Source organism: Streptomyces sp. NPDC048734, from assembly GCF_043198675.1.
Taxonomy (GTDB): Bacteria; Actinomycetota; Actinomycetes; order Streptomycetales; family Streptomycetaceae; genus Streptomyces.
The window spans coordinates 144,134-165,364 of sequence record NZ_JBICUZ010000011.1 but is presented as its reverse complement, the minus strand read 5'-3'; the positions used below and the strand labels follow the sequence as shown (position 1 = coordinate 165,364).

19 protein-coding genes and 1 tRNA gene are annotated in these 21,231 nt (G+C 72.2%); 12 read left to right on the top strand and 8 right to left on the bottom strand.

Features of this window, described 5'->3' with window-relative positions:
• The first annotated feature begins 47 nt into the window (after positions 1-47).
• Positions 48-1,424 carry an AAA family ATPase gene (locus tag ACGFQC_RS26840; protein ID WP_363089249.1) on the top strand — a complete coding sequence of 459 codons (1,377 nt, stop codon included), beginning with the start codon at positions 48-50 and terminating at the stop codon, positions 1,422-1,424.
• Positions 1,425-1,615: 191 nt separating this feature from the next.
• Positions 1,616-2,167: an HNH endonuclease gene (locus tag ACGFQC_RS26835; RefSeq protein WP_363089248.1), complete on the top strand. Its 552-nt coding sequence runs from the start codon at positions 1,616-1,618 to the stop codon at positions 2,165-2,167.
• An 87-nt stretch (positions 2,168-2,254) separates the two neighbouring features.
• Here the strand turns inward: ACGFQC_RS26835 and ACGFQC_RS26830 are convergent.
• Positions 2,255-2,342: transfer RNA gene (locus tag ACGFQC_RS26830), tRNA-Leu, on the bottom strand.
• A 269-nt stretch (positions 2,343-2,611) separates the two neighbouring features.
• Here ACGFQC_RS26830 and ACGFQC_RS26825 point away from each other — a divergent pair.
• The 3 genes from ACGFQC_RS26825 to ACGFQC_RS26815 all read left to right on the top strand — a co-directional run bounded on the left by ACGFQC_RS26825 (position 2,612) and on the right by ACGFQC_RS26815 (position 5,314).
• The gene (locus ACGFQC_RS26825; protein ID WP_363089247.1) at positions 2,612-3,940 is read left to right on the top strand and encodes a M20/M25/M40 family metallo-hydrolase; all 1,329 of its coding nucleotides are present in this window, start codon (positions 2,612-2,614) and stop codon (positions 3,938-3,940) included.
• Between the two features lie 143 nt (positions 3,941-4,083).
• The gene (chpH, locus tag ACGFQC_RS26820) at positions 4,084-4,317 is read left to right on the top strand and encodes a chaplin ChpH (RefSeq protein ID WP_363089246.1); all 234 of its coding nucleotides are present in this window, start codon (positions 4,084-4,086) and stop codon (positions 4,315-4,317) included.
• A 205-nt stretch (positions 4,318-4,522) separates the two neighbouring features.
• Positions 4,523-5,314 (top strand): chaplin, encoded by a 792-nt coding sequence (locus tag ACGFQC_RS26815; RefSeq protein WP_363089245.1) that lies wholly within the window; start codon positions 4,523-4,525, stop codon positions 5,312-5,314.
• 71 nt (positions 5,315-5,385) lie between these two features.
• On the opposite strand, the gene ACGFQC_RS26810 is transcribed toward ACGFQC_RS26815, so the two are convergent.
• On the bottom strand, positions 5,386-5,574 hold the full coding sequence (locus ACGFQC_RS26810; RefSeq protein ID WP_005485166.1) for a DUF5703 family protein: 189 nt from the start codon (positions 5,572-5,574) through the stop codon (positions 5,386-5,388).
• 47 nt (positions 5,575-5,621) lie between these two features.
• Between ACGFQC_RS26810 and ACGFQC_RS26805 the strand changes: the two genes are divergently transcribed.
• Positions 5,622-6,341 carry a hypothetical protein gene (locus tag ACGFQC_RS26805; RefSeq protein ID WP_363089244.1) on the top strand — a complete coding sequence of 240 codons (720 nt, stop codon included), beginning with the start codon at positions 5,622-5,624 and terminating at the stop codon, positions 6,339-6,341.
• 138 nt (positions 6,342-6,479) lie between these two features.
• On the opposite strand, the gene ACGFQC_RS26800 is transcribed toward ACGFQC_RS26805, so the two are convergent.
• Together ACGFQC_RS26800 and ACGFQC_RS26795 are read right to left on the bottom strand one after the other, a co-directional pair.
• Complete coding sequence (locus tag ACGFQC_RS26800; RefSeq protein WP_363089243.1) at positions 6,480-8,744, bottom strand: helix-hairpin-helix domain-containing protein; 2,265 nt, start codon at positions 8,742-8,744, stop codon at positions 6,480-6,482.
• Positions 8,741-9,727 carry an aldo/keto reductase gene (locus ACGFQC_RS26795; RefSeq protein WP_363089242.1) on the bottom strand — a complete coding sequence of 329 codons (987 nt, stop codon included), beginning with the start codon at positions 9,725-9,727 and terminating at the stop codon, positions 8,741-8,743. The genes ACGFQC_RS26800 and ACGFQC_RS26795 overlap by 4 nt, the downstream gene beginning before the upstream one ends.
• A 198-nt stretch (positions 9,728-9,925) precedes the next feature.
• Between ACGFQC_RS26795 and ACGFQC_RS26790 the strand changes: the two genes are divergently transcribed.
• Together ACGFQC_RS26790 and ACGFQC_RS26785 are read left to right on the top strand one after the other, a co-directional pair.
• Positions 9,926-10,981 carry an LLM class F420-dependent oxidoreductase gene (locus ACGFQC_RS26790; RefSeq protein WP_363089241.1) on the top strand — a complete coding sequence of 352 codons (1,056 nt, stop codon included), beginning with the start codon at positions 9,926-9,928 and terminating at the stop codon, positions 10,979-10,981.
• Positions 10,982-11,212: 231 nt separating this feature from the next.
• The gene (locus ACGFQC_RS26785) at positions 11,213-12,001 is read left to right on the top strand and encodes a ferritin-like domain-containing protein (RefSeq protein WP_363089240.1); all 789 of its coding nucleotides are present in this window, start codon (positions 11,213-11,215) and stop codon (positions 11,999-12,001) included.
• A 95-nt stretch (positions 12,002-12,096) separates the two neighbouring features.
• On the opposite strand, the gene corA is transcribed toward ACGFQC_RS26785, so the two are convergent.
• The gene (gene corA, locus ACGFQC_RS26780) at positions 12,097-13,107 is read right to left on the bottom strand and encodes a magnesium/cobalt transporter CorA (RefSeq protein WP_363089239.1); all 1,011 of its coding nucleotides are present in this window, start codon (positions 13,105-13,107) and stop codon (positions 12,097-12,099) included.
• A 61-nt stretch (positions 13,108-13,168) separates the two neighbouring features.
• Between corA and ACGFQC_RS26775 the strand changes: the two genes are divergently transcribed.
• The 4 genes from ACGFQC_RS26775 to mshC all read left to right on the top strand — a co-directional run bounded on the left by ACGFQC_RS26775 (position 13,169) and on the right by mshC (position 16,755).
• On the top strand, positions 13,169-13,855 hold the full coding sequence (locus ACGFQC_RS26775; protein WP_363089238.1) for a histidine phosphatase family protein: 687 nt from the start codon (positions 13,169-13,171) through the stop codon (positions 13,853-13,855).
• Positions 13,856-13,943: 88 nt separating this feature from the next.
• Positions 13,944-14,534: a DUF3090 domain-containing protein gene (locus ACGFQC_RS26770; protein WP_363089237.1), complete on the top strand. Its 591-nt coding sequence runs from the start codon at positions 13,944-13,946 to the stop codon at positions 14,532-14,534.
• The gene (locus ACGFQC_RS26765) at positions 14,498-15,331 is read left to right on the top strand and encodes an SCO1664 family protein (protein WP_363089236.1); all 834 of its coding nucleotides are present in this window, start codon (positions 14,498-14,500) and stop codon (positions 15,329-15,331) included. Before ACGFQC_RS26770 ends, ACGFQC_RS26765 begins: the two co-directional genes overlap by 37 nt.
• A 194-nt stretch (positions 15,332-15,525) precedes the next feature.
• Positions 15,526-16,755: a cysteine--1-D-myo-inosityl 2-amino-2-deoxy-alpha-D-glucopyranoside ligase gene (gene mshC / locus ACGFQC_RS26760; RefSeq protein WP_363089235.1), complete on the top strand. Its 1,230-nt coding sequence runs from the start codon at positions 15,526-15,528 to the stop codon at positions 16,753-16,755.
• A 939-nt stretch (positions 16,756-17,694) separates the two neighbouring features.
• Here mshC and ACGFQC_RS26755 read toward each other — a convergent pair.
• The 3 genes from ACGFQC_RS26755 to ACGFQC_RS26745 all read right to left on the bottom strand — a co-directional run bounded on the left by ACGFQC_RS26755 (position 17,695) and on the right by ACGFQC_RS26745 (position 21,225).
• Positions 17,695-18,630: a PAC2 family protein gene (locus ACGFQC_RS26755; RefSeq protein ID WP_363089234.1), complete on the bottom strand. Its 936-nt coding sequence runs from the start codon at positions 18,628-18,630 to the stop codon at positions 17,695-17,697.
• A gap of 142 nt (positions 18,631-18,772) precedes the next feature.
• Positions 18,773-19,444, bottom strand: a complete 672-nt coding sequence (locus tag ACGFQC_RS26750; RefSeq protein ID WP_363089233.1) for a FadR/GntR family transcriptional regulator — start codon at positions 19,442-19,444, stop codon at positions 18,773-18,775.
• 164 nt (positions 19,445-19,608) lie between these two features.
• Entirely contained in the window at positions 19,609-21,225 is a 1,617-nt protein-coding gene (locus ACGFQC_RS26745) for a glycerol-3-phosphate dehydrogenase/oxidase (protein WP_363089232.1), read from the bottom strand.
• Between the last annotated feature and the right edge of the window lie 6 nt (positions 21,226-21,231).

Sequence of the window (21,231 nt, the reverse complement as noted above, 5' to 3'; positions counted from 1 at the left end):
ATCGCACATCGGCTCTCACCTCGGATCGGGATGCGGGCGGACGGGATATGTACCTCAAGAATCTGCGCCTACGGAACATCAGGTCGTTCCACGGCGCGCGCACAGTCGACCTGGACCTGACCCGACCCGACGGCTCCTATGCCGGCTGGACGGTACTGGCCGGCCGGAACGGCTCGGGCAAGACGACTCTGTTGCGCGCGCTCGCCCTTGCGATCAGTGGACCGGCCGTCGCCCGGAGCCTTGTCCCCGGGTTCGACACCTGGGTCGCCAGAGACGAGAGGGTGGCGAAGGCGGAGGTGTGCTTGGTCCACGACCCGGAGCAGGACGATTTCACCATGGAGCGGCGGCCGGCCCTGCCGATCTGGGCCGGGCTGCGGTGGACCGCGTCGAATGACGGGTCGCTGTCCGGCAAGCCGGGCTCCAGCAGGACCGGTCAGCCGTCGCTGATGCCCATCGGCTACCAGAAGGAGCGCCCCGTCGCTGTGCGCGGCCCATGGGCGGACAACCCTGTGGGATGGTTCTGCGCGGGATACGGCCCCTTCCGTCGACTGGCCGGTGGCTCCAGCGACATCCAACGGCTGATGTCCACGTCGGGTCCGGTCGCCCGGCTGACCAGCCTCTTTCATGAAGATGCTTCCCTCGCGGAGGGCGTGAGCTGGCTCATCGAGCAGCATCTGCGCGCCTTCGAGGACCGCGAGGGCGCCCAGGACCTCAAGGCTGCCGCCTTGGCCATCCTCGGCGACGACTTGCTTCCCGACAACTACCGCATCGACGGCGTCGACTCCGAGGGTCTATGGGTCATGAACCGGAACCACCGGTTCCCGCTGCGTGAGATGAGCGACGGATACCGGACGGTGGCTGCCCTGGTCGTGGACATCCTCAAGCAGATTCACGACGCCTACGGCGAACTCGTCCTCGATGCGACGGACGGTGTCCCGAACGTTCCGAGCACCGGAGTCGTCATCATCGACGAGATCGACGCTCACCTGCACGTCTCCTGGCAGAAGCGGATCGGTGGCTGGCTGAAGGCACACTTTCCGAACATCCAGTTCATCGTCACCACTCACAGTCCCTACATCTGCCAGGCGGCGGACCCGGGCGGCCTGATCCGGCTCCCGGGCCCGGACGAGGACAGCCCGGTGGAGGTCGTGCCTCAGCACCTCTACGACCGCATCATCTTCGGCAGCGGGGACGACGCGGTCCTCTCCGACCTGTTCGGACTCGACACCCCGTACTCGGAGAGGGCCGAGCAGAAACGGGAGGAGCTCATCGCCCTGGAGCTGGACGTGGTGCGCGGCCGCGCCAATGAGGAAGAGAAGGCCCAGTACCGGGCTCTGAAGCGCAAGTTGGCCAGCTCTCCGGCGACCCGTGTCGACGAGATTACGGCCCGGCGCCATTCGGGCCGCACACGAGGTGATTCGTGATCCGGATCACGCGAAGGGCCCTCCCGCAGCAGACCCTGACGGCAATGTCCGGCCACACGGACGACATCAGGCAGGCACCCGTCCCACGGCAGCGGGCCAAGCAGTTGTGGAAGCACACGACTGTACGGAGACATGTACACCCGGCCCTGCGCACAGCCCTGGCGGAGATGGCGCCAGGGCTGGAACGCTGCATGTACTGTGGAGACAGCCAGGGCACGGACATCGACCACTTCGAGCCCGTCCGCGAGAATCCGTTACGGACCTTCGACTGGAGCAACCACCTCCTGGCGTGCTCCTTGTGCAACAGCCACCTGAAGCGCGACGTCTTCCCGCTCGCCGACGACGGCACGCCCTTGCTCATCGACCCGAGCCGTGAGAACCCTGCGTCGCACCTGCACCTCTCGCTCGCCACCGGCGTCTACGTGCACCTCACGGACAAGGGCAAGGAGACGATCAAGGTTTTCGGTCTCAACCGCGGCCTTCTCGTTCGAGGGCGCCGCAACGCCTACCGGATCACCCCACTTTTACTCAGGGAATGGCGCGTGGCCGTCGACAAGGGCGACCTGGAGGACGCCGTGGACTGCGCGGCTGCCATCTGGGAGCAGCCGACCGCCGATGTCGTCCACGCCATGTTTCACCAGGCGCTCGCCCCGGGCGCCGAGGACATCTTCATGGACGAGCCCGAGGTCCTCACGCTGCTGTGTGACCCGGATGTCCGTACGGCGCTGCTTCCGGGACCTTGATGCCCACGCCTGCCTGCGTGAGGCCTGCCGACCGCTTGAAAAGCGAAGAAGGACCCTTGGTGGTCAAGGGTCCTTCTTCGATCCTGCTGGTGTCCGAGGGGGGACTTGAACCCCCACGCCCGATAAAGGGCACTAGCACCTCAAGCTAGCGCGTCTGCCATTCCGCCACCCGGACAAGGTGTCTTTCGCGCGGGTTTCCCCCGCGGCGACGACGTAAACATTACCAGGCTTTCCGGGGTGCCCGATCACAGCCCGCTCGACGCCCGATCAGGGCCCGCCCTCAGGGTCCGCACTCGGGGCCCGCACTCGGGGCCCGCCCGCCACCCGCCGTCCGCCGCGCCCGGCGTGAACGGCGCGTGACGGGCCGGGACCGGTCTTGGGCGCGGGCGCCGGGGAGGGGGAGGATGAGGGGAACCACCAGCAGTGACAGCGGGAGGAACCAGCGTGAGCGCGACGGACGACACGGCCAGCGGCGTCACCGGCGAGGACGAGGTCGTGGACCTCTGCCGCGAGCTGATCCGGTTCGACACCAGCAACTACGGCGACCACTCGGGTCCGGGCGAGCGCAAGGCGGCCGAGTACGTCGCCGAGAAGCTCGCCGAGGTCGGGCTCGAACCGAAGATCTACGAGTCCCACCCGGGACGCGCCTCCACCGTGGCCCGCATCGAGGGCACGGACCCCTCCCGGCCCGCGCTCCTCATCCACGGTCACCTCGACGTCGTCCCCGCCAACGCGGCCGACTGGACCCACGACCCCTTCTCCGGAGAGGTCGCCGACGGGTGCGTGTGGGGCCGGGGCGCGGTCGACATGAAGGACATGGACGCGATGACCCTGGCGGTCGTCCGCGACCGGCTGCGCTCCGGGCGCAGGCCGCCGCGCGACATCGTCCTCGCCTTCCTCGCCGACGAGGAGGCGGGCGGCACCTACGGCGCCCGGCACCTCGTGGACCGCCACCCGGACCTCTTCGAGGGCGTCACCGAGGCGATCAGCGAGGTGGGCGGGTTCTCCTTCACGGTGAGCGAGGAGCGCCGGCTCTATCTGATCCAGACGGCCGAGAAGGGCATGCACTGGATGAAGCTGAGGGTGGCCGGCACCGCCGGGCACGGCTCGATGATCCACCGGGACAACGCGATCACGGAGCTGTCCGAGGCCGTGGCCCGGCTCGGCCGCCACACGTTCCCGGTACGGGTCACCAAGACCACCCGGGCCTTCCTCGACGAACTGGGCGACGCGCTGGGCACCCCGCTGGACCCGGAGGACATGGAGTCCACCCTCGCCCGACTCGGCGGCATCGCCAAGCTGATCGGCGCGACCCTGAGCAACACCGCCAACCCCACGCAGCTGAACGCCGGCTACAAGGTCAACGTCATCCCCGGCGAGGCCACCGCCCACGTCGACGGGCGCTTCCTGCCGGGGCACGAGGAGGAGTTCCTCGCCGACCTCGACCGGATCCTGGGCCCGAAGGTGCGCCGTGAGGACGTGCACTCCGACAAGGCCCTGGAGACCTCCTTCGACGGGCCGCTGGTGGAGGCCATGCAGTCCGCCCTGCTCGCCGAGGACCCCACCGCCAAGGCGATCCCCTACATGCTCTCCGGCGGCACCGACGCCAAGTCCTTCGACGACCTCGGCATCCGCGGCTTCGGCTTCGCCCCGCTGAAGCTGCCGCCGGAGCTGGACTTCGCCGGCATGTTCCACGGCGTCGACGAGCGCGTGCCCGTGGACGGCCTCCGGTTCGGCGTCCGCGTGCTCGACCGCTTCATCGACGCCTCCTGAACGGCACGCCTCGTATTCGGCAGCATGTGCGGGAGCGACTGGAAAGAGTGAATGCGCCGATAAGCACGTAGCCCCATTACTTCCTCGTCGTTAGTGCTGGTGCGACCCGTTACCGGGGATCGCATTGCCAACAAGGAGGAATAATGCTCAAGAAGGTCGTTGCTGCTGCGGCTGCCACCGGTGGTCTGGTTCTCGCGGGCGCGGGCATGGCCGTCGCCGATTCCGGTGCCCAGGGTGCCGCCGTGCACTCCCCGGGTGTCGCTTCCGGCAACGTGATCCAGGTGCCCGTCCACGTTCCCGTGAACGTCTGCGGCAACACGATCTCGGTGATCGGGCTGCTGAACCCCGCCTTCGGCAACGTCTGCATCAACAAGTGACGTCGACCCGCTGAGGGGTCGTCCACACCGTCGGCCCCGGAGCGCACGCCGTGTGCTCCGGGGCCGACCGGTCTTTTCTCCTGCCATTCGTGCGAAATCCGAATGACATGAGAAAGGGAAGCGAAGAAGTCGTAGCACCCGGAAGCCTCGCGAAGCTGGAAGGATGCGAGCGATTCGGGACGAGAGTGAAAGCAGGGATTCAGGAATGCGACAGGTCACGCGCAAAGGCCTCATGACGGTGGCGGCGGCGACGGGGGTGATCGCCGCCGCAGGCGGATACGCCCACGCCGACTCCGGCGCGAGCGGCTACGCCTCCGACTCGCCCGGCGTCCTGTCCGGCAACAACGTCCAGGCGCCGGTGAACGTGCCGGTCAACGTGTGCGGCAACACCGTCGACGTCGTCGGGATCCTCAACCCGGCCATGGGCAACTCCTGTGCCAACCGGAGTACGGACCACGGCGGCGGCAAGGCCGGCGGCGGCAGCCAGGCCGGGCACGGCGGCGACTACGGCGGCTCCGGCTCGCACGGCGGCTCGGGCACACACGGCGGTTCCGGCTCGCACGCCGGCCCGGGCGGCGCGCATGCGGGCGGCCACACCGCCGGTTCGCCCGGCGTCGGCTCCGGCAACAACGTCCAGGCGCCGGTGAACGTGCCGGTCAACGTGTGCGGCAACACCGTCGACGTCGTCGGCATCCTCAACCCGGCCATGGGCAACGACTGCGTCAACGACAGCGGCCCCGGCCGCGACTACGGCACGCCTCCCGGCGGCGAGGAGGAGACACCCGTCACACCGGGCCCCGGCAAGCCCAGCCACCCCCAGGACGAGGTCACCCCCGCCAAGCCGGGGCACGCGACCCCGGCCGGACACTCCTCCGTCCACTCCCCGCAGCTCGCCCAGACCGGCAGCGGACTGCCGCTGGGCCTCACGCTCCCGGCCGGCGCCGGCGCGCTGCTCGCGGGCGCGCTCCTCTACCGCAAGGCGCGCGCCGCGGCCTGACGGTCCCCGGCACCGCACAACGGAGCGGGCCCCGCCTCGGCGGGGCCCGCTCCGTTTCCGTCATCTTCGGCTCACCACGTGGCGCGTACCTGACGGATGATCCGCCGGCGCAGCCGCACTCGGCGGCTGCCGTCCCGCAGCAGGCTCAGACGGTCCAACTCCCAGTGTCCGTACTCCGCATGGTCGGTCAGCAGACGTGTCGCGTCCTTGCGGGAGACCCCGCGCGGTACGTACACGTCGACAAATTCGTATTCCGGCATCGCATCTATTGTGCGGGCTGGGGCCCGGTACGGATAGCGTCTGCACTATGTCTGATGCTGCGCAGCCCACCGCTGCCGAGGTACGCGCCGCCGCCGAGGCGGTCAAGACCGCGCTCGACCGCCACCTTGCGGCGGTCGAACGCCGGACGGGTGAGGACGACCCGGCCGTCTACGAGGCGTTCAACGAGCTGGCCGCTGCCGCGGAGGCGTACGACGAACTGCTCTACGACCGTTACGACGAAGTCACCCCCTTCGAGATCCCCGGCGCCGACGACTCGCTGCCGCCCTACGCGGGACCCGAGGAGCCCAACGCCCTGAGCGTCCTGATCCGCCGCGACTACGCGGTGGTGGAACCGCAGCGGCTGCTGGCGCAGGCCCAGCGGGTCGAGGCGGCCGAGTTCGAGGACGGCGCGGACGCGGAGGCATCCGGGACCGTCCACGGCGCGCTGAGCCTGCTCTTCGGAGAGTTCGAACCCGACGAGATCGCCTCCCGGCACAAGGAGTTCGGCCTGGAGGAGGGCGACTCCACCCTGTGGGTGCTGGCGGCCGACGAACCCGCCGAGCCGGGCGAATGGCTGGAGACGCCCTTCGAGCAGCCGGACCCGCAGCAGGTGGTGTGCCGCTTCGACGTCAGCTCGGTCTTCGACGACGACATCGAGGACGAACTGGCGGACGACGAAGAAGAGGAAGCGGAGGACGACGAGGACGACGAAGCGGGGGAAGAAGAGGATCTGGAGCCGTCGGACGCCGAGCGGGCCGACCGCTAAGCGGGGAGGCCGCGTCGGACGCCGCGGGACGGCGGCGCACGGACGGCGACAGGCGGGAGACGGGGGGGGGGGGGGGGGGGGGCGGGGGGGGGGCGCCCCCCCCCCCCCCCCCCGCCGCCGTCCGCTTCTTCGCGACCGTCAGTCCGCCGCCGGGACCTGCGTGCGCAGCAGGACCGGCAACCGGGTCGTGCGGGGCTTCGCCGTGATCCCGGCGACCGCTCCGGGCAGCGCCTGCTCGACCCCGTGAACCACGGACAGGTGGCGCTCCGCCCGGCCGAAGGCCGTGTAGACCCAGGGGCGGGACAGGAGCTGTGCGGCATCACCGGGCAGCACCACGACCGCCGCCGGCCACCGGCTCCCCACCGCCTGGTGTGCCGTGAGTGCCCACCCGTGCCGGACGGAGTGCTCCACCCGCTCCTTCGGTACGACGACGGCGGCACCGGCGCAGGACAGGTGCAGCCCCTCCGCGTCGGCCGTCACCACCCGGCCCGTCACCGTACGGCCCGGGACGGGGGAGTAGGCGATCCGGTCGCCCGGGTCGAAACCGCCGAAGCGGCCGGGACCGGGGTTGAGACGTTCCTTCAGCGCCGCGTTCAGCGCGCGGGTGCCGGCCGCGCCGCCGTGGCCCGGGGTGACGACCACCGTCTCCTCGGCGGCGATGCCGAAGGCCCGCGGCACGGAGTCCGAGACGAGCTGCACCGTCCGGTGCACGGCCTCGCCGGCGTCCCGCACCGGCACGATCACGATCTCCTTGCCGGGCGCCTCGACCTGGTTAAGCTCACCGACACCCACTCCGGAGACCAGCTCGCCGAGCGGCCCCGGATCCGGGATGCGGGAGGCGACCTGCGGGCACACCCGGGCGGCGAGGAGGTCGGCGAAGACCCGGCCCGGCCCGGCCGACCAGAGCAGCGCCGGGTCGCCGCTGAGCACCAGCCGGGCGCCGTCCGGGAACGACTCCACCACCATCGCTGCGCTCTCCACGTCCAGCTGCGGCGCGTCCAGCAGGATCAGCAGGTCCAGGGCGAAGGCGCCCTCGGCGTCCCGGCCGGGGCCCTCGGCGCCGGACAGCAGTCCGGGGAGGGTGACGACGAAGCCGTCCGCCGCGTCGTCCGCCGCCTCCAGGTGTGCCGCCAGCCGGCGCCGCCCGTCCGGTGTGTGGCAGGCGGCGAACGCACGCATTCCCAGGGACCGGGCGGTGGCGAGCAGGGCGGCCGGTTCGGCGCGCGCCGCCTCTCCGCCGGTGTGCACGACGAGGCCGTGCCCGGCGACCGCGCGGATCAGGTCGGCCGTGCTGCCGGACACCCGGGCGGCGGCGGACTCCCACGGTGTCGAGGTCTCCTTGGCCAAACCGTTGGCCACACGGGCCAGCCCGTCGGCGAGGCTCTCCTCCGCGAGCGCGTACCGCTCGAGACCGACGAGGACCCGGACCGGGCCGGTCTCCTCGTCGTCGTCCTCGGACTCCTCGGACTCCTCGGTCTTCTCGCTCGCGGCCACCGGGGCCGGGGCGGCGCCGGGCTCCTCCAGGGCGTCCTGGAAGGCGAGGGCCTCGCCCTCGGCGAGGGTGCTCTGCACGGCCGCGTCCGCGTCCGGCACCCCTTGCCGGACGAGCGCGGCCGTCAGCGTCGGCAGTTCCAGGGCGGTGTGCCCGGCCAGGGCCGCCTGCTCCAGCAGCCAGACGGTCACCGCCCGGCCCCGCCGCTCGTCGTCCGGGGCGCACTCCGCCCCGAGCAGCGCCCGTGCGAAGCCGTCCGCCTGCTCGGGGCGCACACCGGGGACGCGCAGCAACTGCCAGGGGTCCTCGCCCAGGGCCTCCGCGGCCCCCTCGCCGAGAGCCGCCGCTGCCTGCGGCGCCAGCGCCTCGGGAGCACCGCCACCGGCCAGCACACGCCGTACGGACGCGACGGTGTCCGGTGCCGGTGCGGTGGCGACGGGATCCGCGGCCGCCGGCTGCGGGCGCCGCACGGGCTCCGGGGCGGCGCGGGGCGGGGCGGGCTCCGGATCGGCGAACACGGTGGCGGTGGGCTTCTCCCCGCTCTCCACGGCCCGTACGGCCGCGAGGAGGTCGGCGGCCCTGCCGCTCAGCTTGGTCCCGGCGGGGATGGGCCCCTGCTTCTCCGCCTTGCGCCGCTCGATCCGCTCCCGCTCCAGCTTCTGGGCGGCGATTTCGGCCTCGGCCTCGGACAGCTTCCGGGCGGACTCCTCGGCCGCGGACTCCGGCACGGCGGCGCCGTCGGATCCCGGCACGGTGGCGTCGGCCGTCGCGGACCCGGGCGTCGTCCCGTCGCCGCCGGCCGGGGCCGCCGCGGAGCCGGTCCGCGGTGAGTCCTCGGCGGGCGGGGCGTCGTCCGGGGTGCCCGGCCCGGTGTTCTCCGTGGTGCTGGGGGGCTCCGGCTCCGTGCTCACAGCGTGCTCCAGTCGTGATCGGGATAGCGGTGCACGGGCGCCGACACGTCGTCGAGCGCCCGGCAGATCTCGTCAGGAAGACTAAGGGCCTCCACCGACAATGCGGCCGTGAGCTGCTGCGCGTTGCGCGCGCCGACGATCGGGGCGGCCACCCCGGGCCGGTCGCGGACCCAGGCGAGGGCGACCTGGAGCGGGCTCACCGCGAGCCCGTCCGCCGCGGTCGCCACGGCGTCCACGATGCGGCTCGCGGTCTCGTCGAGGTAGGGCTCGACGAACGGCGCGAAGTGGTCGGAGGCGGCGCGGGAGTCCGGCGGCAGGGCATCGCCGCGGTACTTGCCGGTGAGGACGCCCCGGCCGAGCGGGGAGGAGGGCAGCAGACCGATGCCCAGGTCCAGCGCGGCCGGCAGCACCTCGCGCTCCACACCGCGCTGGAGCAGGGAGTACTCCATCTGCGTGCTGGCCAGCCGGGTGCGCGCACCCGGTGCCGCGATCTGCCAGGTGGCCGCCTTGGCGAGCTGCCAGCCGCAGAAGTTGGAGATGCCGGCATAGCGGGCGCGACCGCTGGCGACCGCGATGTCGAGGGCCTGGAGGGTCTCCTCCAGCGGGGTGTCGGGGTCGAAGGCGTGCACGTGCCACACGTCGACGTGGTCGGTGCCGAGCCGGGCGAGCGAGGCGTCCAGGGCCGCCAGGAGATGACCGCGCGAACCGTCGAAGCGCCGGTCCGGGGCGGGCACGCTGCCGGCCTTCGTGGAGATGATCAGGTCCCGGCGCGACACCAGGCCTTCCATGAGCCGCCCCAGCACGTACTCGGCCTGCCCGTCGCCGTACACGTCCGCCGTGTCGACGAGGGTGCCGCCCGCCTCCCAGAACGTCTTCAAGAGGTCCGCCGCGTCGTGCTCGTCGGTGTCACGGCCCCAGGTCAGGGTGCCGAGCCCGATGCGGGACACGCGCAGGCCGGTGCGACCGAGATGCCTCTGCTCCATGGACGCCGAGATTACTGGCCGGAACTGGGCCGCGGGTTGCCTGTGGACAATGGAATTCCGGGCGGGCCGGGACCGGTTCGGGCAGGCCGGGACCCCGCGGGCCGCCGCGGCCCTCGCCGCACCGCCCTCCCCCGGGGGCCGCCCCCGCGCTACTGTCTCCGCAACAGCGTCGTTACTGATCAGTAAGGGGAATCGGCCATGCAGCTCGGGATCAACCTCGGCTACTGGGGTGCCGGAATGGACGGGGACAACCTGGCCGTGGCGCAGGAGGCCGACCGGCTGGGGTACGCGGTCTGCTGGGCCGCGGAGGCCTACGGCTCGGACGCCGCCACCGTGCTCAGCTGGGTCGCCGCCCAGACCGAGCGCATCGACGTCGGCTCGGCCATCTTCCAGATCCCGGCCCGCCAGCCGGCGATGACCGCGATGACCGCCGCCACCCTCGACTCGCTGTCCGGCGGCCGCTTCCGCCTCGGCCTCGGCGTCTCGGGCCCGCAGGTCTCCGAGGGCTGGTACGGCGTCAAGTTCGACAAGCCGCTGTCCCGCACGCGCGAGTACGTCGAGATCGTCCGCAAGGCGATGACGCGCGAGCGGCTGTCGTACGAGGGCGAGCACTGGACGCTGCCGCTGCCGGGCGGCCCCGGCAAGCCGATCAAGCTGACCGTGCACCCGGAGCGCGAGCACATCCCGCTGTACATCGCCGCGATCGGCCCGAAGAACCTGGAGCAGACCGGCGAGATCGCCGACGGCGCCCTGCTGATCTTCCCGTCCGCCGACCACATCGAGGACACCGCGATCAAGCACCTGCGCGCGGGGCGCGAGAAGGCCGGCAAGACGCTGGACGGCTTCGACGTCTGCCCGACGCTGCCGCTCGCCGTCGGCGCCGACGACGACGTCGAGCGCCTCGCCGACACCTTCCGGCCCTACACCGCGCTCTACGTCGGCGGGATGGGAAGCCGCAAGCAGAACTTCTACAACCAGCTCGCCCGGCGCATGGGCTACGAGCAGGCCGCCGACGAGATCCAGGACAAGTACCTCTCCGGGGACAAGCAGGGCGCCGCGGCGGCCGTTCCGCACGAGCTGATCGACCGGACCACGCTGCTGGGCTCCAAGGAGCGCATCGCCGACCGGATGAAGGCCTACGCGGCGGCGGGCGTCACCACCCTCACCCTCGCCCCCGCCGGCTTCACCCTCGACGAGCGGCTCGCCTCGCTGCGGGCGGGAGCCGAGGCGCTGGAGCTGGCCGGGCTGGCGTAGCGAGGGGGGAAGTCAGCGGCCGTGGTGGGGGCTCGGGGGTCTTCCCCGCCACGGCCGTCACGGGGAACAACGCCCCGCGGAGCGCGCGGTTACGCCTTCGGCGCGAGCTTCTCGGGTCATCCGTTCGGCGCAGTCGTTCCGGCACAGCTGTTGCAGCGCGCCTCTCTCCGCACTTGACTCGTTCTTCGCGGAACCTGCGGAATCCCCCGGGATGCGGAGAGGTGCCCCACGATGCTTTCGGCCAAGAGTCTGTTCCAGGAGATCCTGGACGACGACGAGTCCTTCCGGCTGTTCTGTTCCATCGCCGCGAGCGGGGAGTCCCAGGGCGGCTGGGAGAACGCCAGGATCGCCGCGCTCCTCCCACCGGACCAGCGCGACCTCGCCCCCAAGGTCACGCGGCACGGCGCCGACGAGGACAAGCACGGGCGGATCTTCCACGCCCTGCTGAAGAAGCGCGGCCTGCTGCCCGTCCCCGTCCCGCCCGACACCGACTACACGATGCTCCTGGAGCGTGGCGGCATCGGCCTCGCCCACGACAAGCTCAAGGCCGACCGGCCGCTGACCGTGCAGGACGTCGTCACCTACCTCGCCCACAGCCGGGTCACCGAGCAGCGCGCCTCCGAGCAGATGGAGCTGCTGCGCAGGCACTTCGCCGACCACCCCGACATCGGCCGCGCGGTGCGGATGATCTCCCACGACGAGGACAACCACCTCGCCTACTGCCACGAGGAACTGCTGCGCTTCGCGCGCGCGGGGCACGGCCGCGCGATCCAGCGCACGCTGCGCGAGTCCGCGCTCGCGGAGATCCGCGTCTACCGCGACGTCAGCCTGGCCGTGATGTCCCACATGGGCCGCATCCTCGGCTGGTCCCGGCCCAAGGCGGCCCTCCTCGCCGTCGGCATCCACGCCGTGTACACGTGGGAGCGGCTGGCGGGCTGGCGCCGCATGGTCACCCTGAGCATGCCCGAACGCCGCGACGCCCTGGGCGGCCCGGCCACCACGGCCCCCGAGTTCGCCTGAGCGACGCGCCACCACCCGCGTGTGGCGCTCGAACCGCCCGGTACCGGCGTGTGGCGCTCGAACCGCCCGGTACCCGCGTGTGGCGCCCTCGCCTCCTACAGCCACCCCCGCCGCTTGAACATCCGGTACAGGACCACCTCCAGGGCGGCCATGATCGCGATCACCGCCGGATACGACCAGGTCCAGCGCAGCTCCGGCATGTGCTCGAAGTTCATGCCGTAGATCCCCGCGATCATGGTGGGGACCGCGGCCATGGCCGCCCACGCGGAGATCTTCCGCATGTCGTCGTTCTGCCGGACGCTCATCTGCGCCAGGTGCGCCGAGAGGATGTCCGACACGAGCCGGTCCAGGCTCTCCACGGACTCGTTCACGCGCGCGAGATGGTCGCTGACGTCACGGAAGAAGGGCCGCGCCTTGTCGTTCACGAACGGCAGGCCCGTCCCGGACAGGCCCGCCCCGGACCCTCCGGTACCGGCCAGCCGGGACACCGGGGGCGCCAGCGGGACCGTGGCCCGGCGGAACTCCAGGACCTGCCGCTTGAAGGTGTAGATCCGGGAGGCAGTGTTCCGTGACCCGCCGCCGTCCGGCGAGAACACCTCCGCCTCCAGTTCCTCCAGGTCGGTCTGCAGCTCCGTCGCCACGTCCAGGTAGTGGTCGACGGTGGCGTCGGCTATCGCGTAGACCACCGCCGTCGGTCCCTTCGCCAGCATCTCCGGCTCGTGCTCCAGCCGCCGCCGCACCGCTGCGAGGGGCGCGCCCTCGCCGTGCCGGACGGTCAGCACGAAGGAGTCGCCGAGGAAGACCATGACCTCCCCGGAGGACACAGCGTCGCTCTCCGGCTCGTACACGACCGGCTTCAGCACCAGGAACAGCGAATCGTCGTACACCTCCAGCTTGGGCCGCTGGTGGGCCTTGAGGGCGTCCTCCACCGCCAGTGGGTGCAGCGCGAACTCCTGCGTGACGTGGGCGAACTCCTTCTCGGTGGGCTCGTGCAGCCCGATCCAGACGAAGCCGCCCGCGGTACGCGCCTCGTCCAGCGCGTCGGAGAAGTCCTGCGGACCCTCCGTCCGGCGCCCGTCCCGGTAGATGGCGCAGTCGACGATCACGAAGCACTTTCTCCCTTCCGCGGTTCCCCGTGCTCCCAGGAGTACCCCTACCCTGGGCGGCATGCCCACGCTGATCCTGGTCCGGCACGGTCGGTCCACCGCCAACACCTCCGGAGTGCTCGCCGGCTGGACGCCCGGCGTCGCCCTCGACGAGCGCGGCGCCGCACAGGCCGCCGCGCTGCCGGCCAGGCTCGAGGGCCTGCCGATAGCCGAGGTCGTCGCCAGCCCGCTGCAACGCTGCCAGGAGACGATCCGGCCCCTGCTCGACGCCCGTCCCGGCCTGCCCGTCCACTCCGACGAGCGGATCGGGGAGGCCCACTACGGCGACTGGTCCGGACGCAAGCTCGCGGAGCTGGCGGACGACCCGCTGATGGAGGTCGTCCAGGCGCACCCCTCCGCGGCCGTCTTCCCCGGCGGCGAGTCCATGCGGGCCATGCAGACCCGCGCCGCCGAGGCCGTGCGCGAGTGGAACGCGCGCGTGGAGCGCGACCACGGCCCCGACGCCGTCTACCTCATGTGCTCGCACGGCGACATCATCAAGTCGCTCGTCGCGGACGCGCTGGGACTGCACCTCGACCTCTTCCAGCGCGTCTCCGTCGAACCCTGTTCCGTCACGGTGATCCGCTACACCCGCCTGCGGCCCTTCCTCGTCCGCCTCGGCGACACCGGCGACTTCGCCTCCCTCCTGCCGCGCGAGGAGCCCCCGCAGCAGGACGCCGCGGTCGGGGGTGACGCGGGCGCACCGTGATCGTCGACCGCAGTAGGGTGAAGCGGTCCGCATACGCGCGCGTTCACGCATGGACGTTCCGTACCCACGATTCCCATGGAGACAGGACGTGTCCCGTCAGGTGTTCCTCTACGACCCCCCGGACCGCTTCGTGGCCGGTACGGTCGGACTGCCCGGGCGCCGTACCTTCTTCCTCCAGGCCACGGCCGGCTCCCGGGTGACCAGCGTGGCCCTGGAGAAGACCCAGGTCGCCGCGCTCGCCGAGCGCATGGACGAGCTGCTGGACGAGGTCGTACGCCGTAGCGGCGGAAGTGCCGCGGTACCCGCCGTCACACCCACCGAAGTAGCCGACTCCGCCCCCCTCGACACCCCCGTCGAGGAGGAGTTCCGGGTCGGCACGATGGCCCTCGCCTGGGACGGCGAGGAGCAGCGCATGATCGTCGAGGCGCAGGCCCTCGTGGAACTCGACGCCGAGACCGACGAGGACCTCGCCGAGGCCGAGGAACGGTTGCTCCAGGACGAGGAGAACGGGCCCCCGATGCTGCGGGTCCGCCTCACCGGCGCGCAGGCCAGGGCCTTCGCCAAGCGTGCCCTCGACGTCGTCAACGCCGGCCGGCCGCCGTGCCCGCTGTGCAGCCTGCCGCTCGACCCGGAAGGACACGTATGTCCGCGCCAGAACGGATACCGCCGCGGGGCGTGACGACCACCGGCCGGGCCGACGCCGACCTGCTCGCGCGAGGCGAGCTGACCGTGCGCGGCCGCATCCGGGAGGCGTCCAACGCGGCCCTGTACTGCACCGTCGCGCACGAGGGCCGCGAGGCGGCCTGCGTCTACAAACCGGTCGCCGGCGAGAGACCCCTGTGGGACTTCCCCGACGGCACCCTCGCCCGGCGGGAGGTCGCCGCGTACGCGGTCTCCGAGGCGACCGGCTGGGGGCTCGTCCCGCCGACCGTGCTGCGCGACGGGCCGTACGGCGAGGGCATGTGCCAGCTGTGGATCGAGGTGTTCCCGCAGGCCGAGCTGCTCGCCCTGGTCGACGCCGAGGAGCCCGAGCCGGGCTGGAAGGCGATCGGTTTCGCCGAGGCCGGTGAGGGGCGGACCGCGCTGCTGGTGCACGCCGACGACGAGCGGCTGCGCCGGCTCGCCGTCCTCGACGCGGTGATCAACAACGCCGACCGCAAGGGCGGCCACCTGCTGCCCACCGCCGACGGGCGGCTCTACGGCATCGACCACGGCGTCACCTTCAACGCCGAGGACAAGCTGCGCACCCTCCTGTGGGGATGGGCGGGGGAGCCCCTGACCGGGGAGGCCGTCGAGGTGCTCAAGGGCCTTTGGGACGCCCTGGAAGCGGGCGGGGCGCTGGCGGCCACCCTGGCCGCGCTCGTCACCCCGGCCGAGGTCGACGCCACGCGCGCGCGTGTCGGAGCGCTGCTGGAGTCCGGCAGGCACCCCGAGCCCGGCGGCGACTGGCCGGCCATCCCCTGGCCACCGGTCTAGCCCTGCCCGTCCAGCCCAGCCCAGCCCGTCTTGCCGGCCCCGCCCGTCCGGTCCGTCCCGTCTGGTCCGTCCCGTCTGGTCCGTCCCGTATGCAGGCCCCCTGTATGCGGGACGGAACCGTACAAGAGTGCCTTCCCGGTCATCCGGCCCGCTCCGGTTCGTACCCGGCGGAGCCCTCCGGTTAGGCTCATGACATGCATGCCTGGCCCGCTTCCGAGGTCCCCGCCCTGCCTGGTCAGGGCCGCGACCTGAGGATCCACGACACCGCGACCGGCGGCCTCGTCACCCTCGACCCCGGTCCCGTCGCCCGTATCTACGTCTGCGGCATCACGCCGTACGACGCGACCCACATGGGTCACGCGGCGACCTACAACGCGTTCGACCTGGTTCAGCGCGTGTGGCTCGACACCAAGCGGCAGGTTCACTACGTCCAGAACGTCACCGACGTCGACGACCCGCTCCTGGAGCGCGCGGAGCGGGACGGCCTCGACTGGGTCGCCCTCGCCGAGAAGGAGACGGCCCTCTTCCGCGAGGACATGACGGCCCTGCGGATGCTGCCGCCGCGGCACTACATAGGCGCCGTCGAGGCCATACCCGGCATCGTCCCGCTCATCGAGCGGCTGCGCGAACTCGGCGCCGCCTACGAACTCGAGGGGGACGTCTACTTCTCCGTCGGGTCCGACCCGAACTTCGGCAAGGTCTCCGGTCTGGACGCCGCCGCCATGCGGCTGCTGTCCGCCGAGCGCGGCGGGGACCCGGACCGGCCCGGCAAGAAGAACCCGCTCGACCCGATGCTGTGGATGGCGGCCCGCGAGGGCGAGCCCAGCTGGGACGGCGGCTCACTGGGCCGCGGCCGGCCGGGCTGGCACATCGAGTGCGTCGCCATCGCCCTGGACCACCTCGGCATGGGCTTCGACGTGCAGGGCGGCGGTTCCGACCTCGCCTTCCCGCACCACGAGATGGGCGCCTCACACGCCCAGGTGCTCACCGGCGAGTTCCCCATGGCCAAGGCGTACGTCCACGCCGGCATGGTCGCGCTGGACGGCGAGAAGATGTCCAAGTCCAAGGGCAACCTCGTCTTCGTCTCGAAGCTGCGCCAGGACGGCGTCGACCCCGCCGCGATCCGGCTCACGCTCCTCGCCCACCACTACCGGGCCGACTGGGAATGGACCGACCAGGTCCTCCAGGACGCCGTGGACCGGCTCGGACGCTGGCGCGCGGCCGTCTCCCGGCCCGACGGTCCGCCCGCCGAAACCCTGGTGGACGAGATCCGCGCGGCCCTGGCGAACGACCTGGACGCCCCGGCCGCGCTGGCCGCCGTCGACCGCTGGGCCGCGCTCCAGCAGGAGCGGGGCGGCACGGACATCGGGGCGCCCGGCGTGGTGTCGCGAGCGGTGGACGCGCTGCTGGGCGTGGCGCTGTAGCCCACCACCGGAGCCGTGCGACCGGGGCGCCGGCCGTGCGACCGGGATGCCATCCGTACGACCGGGGCGTTTCCTCCGTGCGAGGAGGCGCCCCGGTCGTGTGGTCGGCTCCGGGTGACTCCCGTCGTGTGATGGGGGGTGAGCGTTCGTCACCGTCCCGTCGGCCACCGCCGGCCCACCGTACGGAAGGACGCGCGCACGTGACACCCGCACCCTGCTCCCTCGCCCGCCGCGGACTCCTCACCGCGGCCGCGCTCTGCGGAGCCGCCCTGATCGGTACCGGCGGCGCGCGGGCCGCCGAAGCGCACGGGACCGCCCGGCCGGACCGGTCCCCGCTGCCCGACGCTTCCAGCCCGAGGGCGTCGCCCTCGGCGGCCGCCCGTTCGCCCACGTCGGCTCCCGCGCCGACGGAAGGTCCACCGGGCGGGCCTCGTCACCGGCCGCGGCGCGGTCGTCGTCCCCGGCCTCGGTGCCGGGCACCCCACCGTCGGCCTGAAGACCGACCGAGGCGGCCGGCTCCTCCTCGCCGGCGGCGACAGCGGTGACATCCGCACCGCCGACATCCGCACCGCCGACATCCGCACCGCCGACGCCCGCACGGGCGAGGCGGAGCAGGCGTACGCCACCGGCGGCACCTTCGTGAACGACGTCGTCCGCACGCCGGGCGCCGCCTGGTTCACCGACTCCTTCGCGCCGCGGCTGTACAAGGTGGTCCTCGGGCGGCACGGCGCCCCGCGGACCGTGGAGACCGTGCCGCCGGCCGGCGGCCGCCTGGACCTGCCCGACGCGCGCTTCGACGTGGAGCCGACGCCCGCCACCGACCACGACGCGGTGGCCGTGGACCGGGTCGGACGGCGACGGGGCGGTGCGCTCCCCGCACCGCCCCGTCCGGCCCCGCTCAGCCTGCCCCGCCCGGCCGACCATGTGCCGTCGATCCGCTCAGTCCTCCGACGAATCGTCCTCGTCGGCGCTGTCCCCGCTCGGCTTCGGCGGCTTCGGAGGCCGCGTCCGCTCCCCGGGGCCGGGCGGCCCGCCGCCGTCCCGGCGCCGCAGATACCGCTCGAACTCCCGGGCGATCGCCTCACCCGAGGCCTCCGGCAGCTCCGCGGTGTCACGGGCCTCCTCCAGCGTCTGGACGTACTCCGCGACCTCGCTGTCCTCCGCGGCCAGTTGGTCCACCCCCACCTGCCAGGCGCGCGCGTCCTCGGGCAGTTCGCCCAGCGGGATGCGCACGTCGATCAGGTCCTCCAGCCGGTTGAGGAGAGCCAGCGTGGCCTTCGGGTTCGGCGGCTGCGACACGTAGTGCGGTACGGCGGCCCAGAGGCTGACCGCCGGTACGCCCGCGTGCGTGCACGCCTCCTGGAGGACGCCGACGATGCCCGTGGGACCTTCGTACTTCGTCTCCTCCAGGTCCATGCGCCGGGCCAGGTCCGCGTCGGACGTGGTCCCGCTGATCGGCACCGGACGGGTGTGCGGGGTGTCGCCCAGCAGGGCGCCCAGGATGACGACCAGCTCCACGCCCAGCTCGTGCGCGAAGCCGAGCAGCTCGTTGCAGAACGAGCGCCAGCGCATGGACGGTTCGATGCCGCGCACGAGCACCAGGTCGCGCGGCTTCTCGCCGCCGACCCGCACCACCGACAACCTTGTCGTCGGCCACGTGATCTTGCGTACTCCGGCGTCCAACCACACCGTGGGCCGGTTCACCTGGAAGTCGTAGTAGTCCTCGGCGTCCAGCGCCGCGAACACCTCGCCCTTCCACTCCCGCTCCAGATGCGCGACCGCGGTGGAAGCGGCGTCGCCTGCATCGTTCCAGCCCTCGAACGCGGCCACCATGACCGGGTCGATCAGCTCGGGAACCCCCTCGAGCTCGATCACCCAGCGCCTCCTTCCGACGTGCCCTCGCCTGACCACCCAACCTTACGGCGTCCGGCGGGGGCGCCCGCAGCCCCCTTGCGCGGGCCAGTGAACGGATCACTGCCCCGTTCACCACCCCCGGACACCCCTCGCCGGACGCCGCTCACAGGCTCGACCTCAGCCACTGTTCCACGCTCGCGATGTGCACCGTCGCCCACGACCCGGCCGCCTCCGCGTCCCGGTCGCGCAGCGCCGAGAGGATCGCCCGGTGCTCGCGCAAGGTGCCCGCGACCGCGTCCTCCTGGGTCAGACCGCGCCAGATCCGGGCCCGCGTGGTGGGTCCGGACAGACCGTCGAGGAGGGAGCACAGCACCGAGTTGCCGGCGCCGCGCACGATGCCCCGGTGGAACTCCACATCGCAGGCGACGAGTTCGGCCACCGAGGGCGTGGCGCCCAGTCCGCCCAACCGGGCTTCCAGGGAGTCCAGTTGCTGATCGCTGATGCGCAGGGCGGCCATCGCCGTCGCGGCCGGCTCCAGGATGCGGCGCACGGCCAGGAATTCCAGGACCGTGTCGTCGCGGTGGAAGTCGACGACGAAGCTCAGTGCCTCCAGCAGCAGTTGGGGATCGAGACTGGTCACGTACGTGCCGTCGCCCTGCCGCACGTCCAGGATCCGGATCAGCGACAGGGCGCGCACCGCCTCGCGCAGGGAGTTGCGGGACAGGCCCAGCTCGGCGGCCAGTTCGCTCTCCTTGGGGAGCCGGTCCCCGGGGCGCAGCGCACCGGAGACGATCATGCCCTTGATCTTCTCGATCGCCTCGTCGGTGACTGCCATGACCGGCCTCCCTGGCGCGCATCGCCGCTGTCCCACGCTCAGACATCGGATGTCTGGCGGACATTATGGTGTGGCGCGGTCGCGTCGGCAGCCGGTCCCTCTCCTCCCGCCACGGGAAGGGGACGGCCCCTCGCCGAGGAGCCGTCCCCTTCCTGCCGCAGCGGCTACTTCCTGTCGAGCAGGTCCTGCACCTTCGCGCGGACGTCGTCCGTGGCCAGGCCGCGGATCGTCAGGGTCGTGCGGCGGCGCAGCACGTCGTCCTGCGTCTCGGCCCACTCGTGGTCCCGGGCGTACACGACCTGCGCCCAGATCTCCGGAGCGTCGGGGTGCACGCGCTCGCCCAGCTCCGGGTTCTCGTTCGCCAGCCGGGCGATGTCGAAGGCCAGCGAACCGTAGTGCGTGGCCAGGTGCCTGGCGGTGTCGGCCGCCATGCGCGGACCCGGCGCCGGGTGGTCGACGAGCAGCCGGTGGGCCACCGCGCGCGGGTTGGCGACCCCGGGCAGCGGCAGCTTCTTCGGCAGCGCGGAGACCGGCTCGAAGTCGTCACCGAGCGGGTGGCCCGGCAGCGCCTGAAGCTTCTGCATGACCGTCCGCCCGATGTGCCGGAAGGTCGTCCACTTGCCGCCCGCGACCGACAGCATCCCGCCCCTGCCCTCGGTCACCACCGTCTCCCGCTTGGCCTTCGCGGTGTCACCGGGGCCACCCGGCAGCACCCGCAGACCGGCGAACGCGTACGTGATCAGATCACGGTCGAGCTGCTGGTCACGGATGGAGAACGCGGCCTCGTCGAGTATCTGCGCGGTGTCCTTCTCGGTGACCGCGACGTCCGCCGGATCACCCTCGTACACCTCGTCGGTCGTGCCGAGCAGCAGCATGTCCTCCCAGGGGAGGGCGAAGGTGATCCGGTACTTGTCGATGGGGGTCGCCAGCGCGGCCTTCCACGGGGACGTCCGCTTCAGGACCAGGTGCGCGCCCTTCGACAGCCGGATCGACGGCGCGGCCTGGGGGTCCTCCATCCGGCGCAGGTGGTCCACCCAGGGCCCGGTCGCGTTGAGCACCAGCCGGGCGTTGACGCCGAACTCGTCGCCGGAGAGACGGTCGCGCAGCTCGGCGCCCGTCACCCGGCCCTTGGTGAAGCGCAGTCCGGTCACCTCGGCGTGGTTGAGCACCACCGCGCCCGCCTCGACGGCCGCGCGCACCGTCATCAGCGCCATCCGGGCGTCGTTCATCTGGTCGTCGCCGTACACGGCCACGGCCTTGAGGTTCTCGGTGCGCAGTTCGGGCACGTCCTGCTGGGCCTTGGCCGGCGACAGCAGGTGGCCCACGCCGTCGCCGAAGGCCGACAGCGCGGAGTAGGCGAAGACGCCCGCCCCGAGCTTCGCCGCGCCGTGCGGCCCGCCCCTGTACACGGGGAGGTAGAACGTGAGCGGGTTCGCCAGGTGGGGGGCCACCTGGCGGGAGACCGCACGGCGCTCGAAGTGGTTCTCCGCCACCAGCTTCACCGCGCCGGTCTGCAGGTAGCGCAGACCGCCGTGGAGCAGCTTGGAGGAGGCGGAGGACGTGGCGCCGGCGAAGTCGCCGGCGTCGACCACTGCCACCCTGAGGCCGGACTGCGCGGCGTGCCAGGCGGTGGAGATGCCCAGGATGCCGCCGCCGATCACGAGGAGGTCGTACGACGCCTTGGCGAGCTGCTCCCGGGTCTCGGCACGGCTCGGGTTCGATCCGGAGACCGGGCGCGCACCGAGGGCGGGCACGGACTTCAGGGGGGACTCAGTGGTCATTGCGGT

What these genes read in the sequence shown, in the direction of transcription:
- ACGFQC_RS26835 (WP_363089248.1), top strand. Translation starts at nt 1,616, where the DNA reads ATGTACTGTGGAGACAGCCAGGGCACGGACATCGACCACTTCGAGCCC.
- ACGFQC_RS26790 (WP_363089241.1), top strand. Translation starts at nt 9,926, where the DNA reads ATGCAGCTCGGGATCAACCTCGGCTACTGGGGTGCCGGAATGGACGGG.
- ACGFQC_RS26795 (WP_363089242.1), bottom strand. Translation starts at nt 9,727, where the DNA reads ATGGAGCAGAGGCATCTCGGTCGCACCGGCCTGCGCGTGTCCCGCATC.
- mshC (WP_363089235.1), top strand. Translation starts at nt 15,526, where the DNA reads ATGCATGCCTGGCCCGCTTCCGAGGTCCCCGCCCTGCCTGGTCAGGGC.
- ACGFQC_RS26765 (WP_363089236.1), top strand. Translation starts at nt 14,498, where the DNA reads ATGTCCGCGCCAGAACGGATACCGCCGCGGGGCGTGACGACCACCGGC.
- ACGFQC_RS26810 (WP_005485166.1), bottom strand. Translation starts at nt 5,574, where the DNA reads ATGCCGGAATACGAATTTGTCGACGTGTACGTACCGCGCGGGGTCTCC.
- ACGFQC_RS26805 (WP_363089244.1), top strand. Translation starts at nt 5,622, where the DNA reads ATGTCTGATGCTGCGCAGCCCACCGCTGCCGAGGTACGCGCCGCCGCC.
- ACGFQC_RS26785 (WP_363089240.1), top strand. Translation starts at nt 11,213, where the DNA reads ATGCTTTCGGCCAAGAGTCTGTTCCAGGAGATCCTGGACGACGACGAG.
- chpH (WP_363089246.1), top strand. Translation starts at nt 4,084, where the DNA reads ATGCTCAAGAAGGTCGTTGCTGCTGCGGCTGCCACCGGTGGTCTGGTT.
- ACGFQC_RS26745 (WP_363089232.1), bottom strand. Translation starts at nt 21,225, where the DNA reads ATGACCACTGAGTCCCCCCTGAAGTCCGTGCCCGCCCTCGGTGCGCGC.
- ACGFQC_RS26815 (WP_363089245.1), top strand. Translation starts at nt 4,523, where the DNA reads ATGCGACAGGTCACGCGCAAAGGCCTCATGACGGTGGCGGCGGCGACG.
- ACGFQC_RS26840 (WP_363089249.1), top strand. Translation starts at nt 48, where the DNA reads ATGTACCTCAAGAATCTGCGCCTACGGAACATCAGGTCGTTCCACGGC.
- ACGFQC_RS26775 (WP_363089238.1), top strand. Translation starts at nt 13,169, where the DNA reads ATGCCCACGCTGATCCTGGTCCGGCACGGTCGGTCCACCGCCAACACC.
- ACGFQC_RS26750 (WP_363089233.1), bottom strand. Translation starts at nt 19,444, where the DNA reads ATGGCAGTCACCGACGAGGCGATCGAGAAGATCAAGGGCATGATCGTC.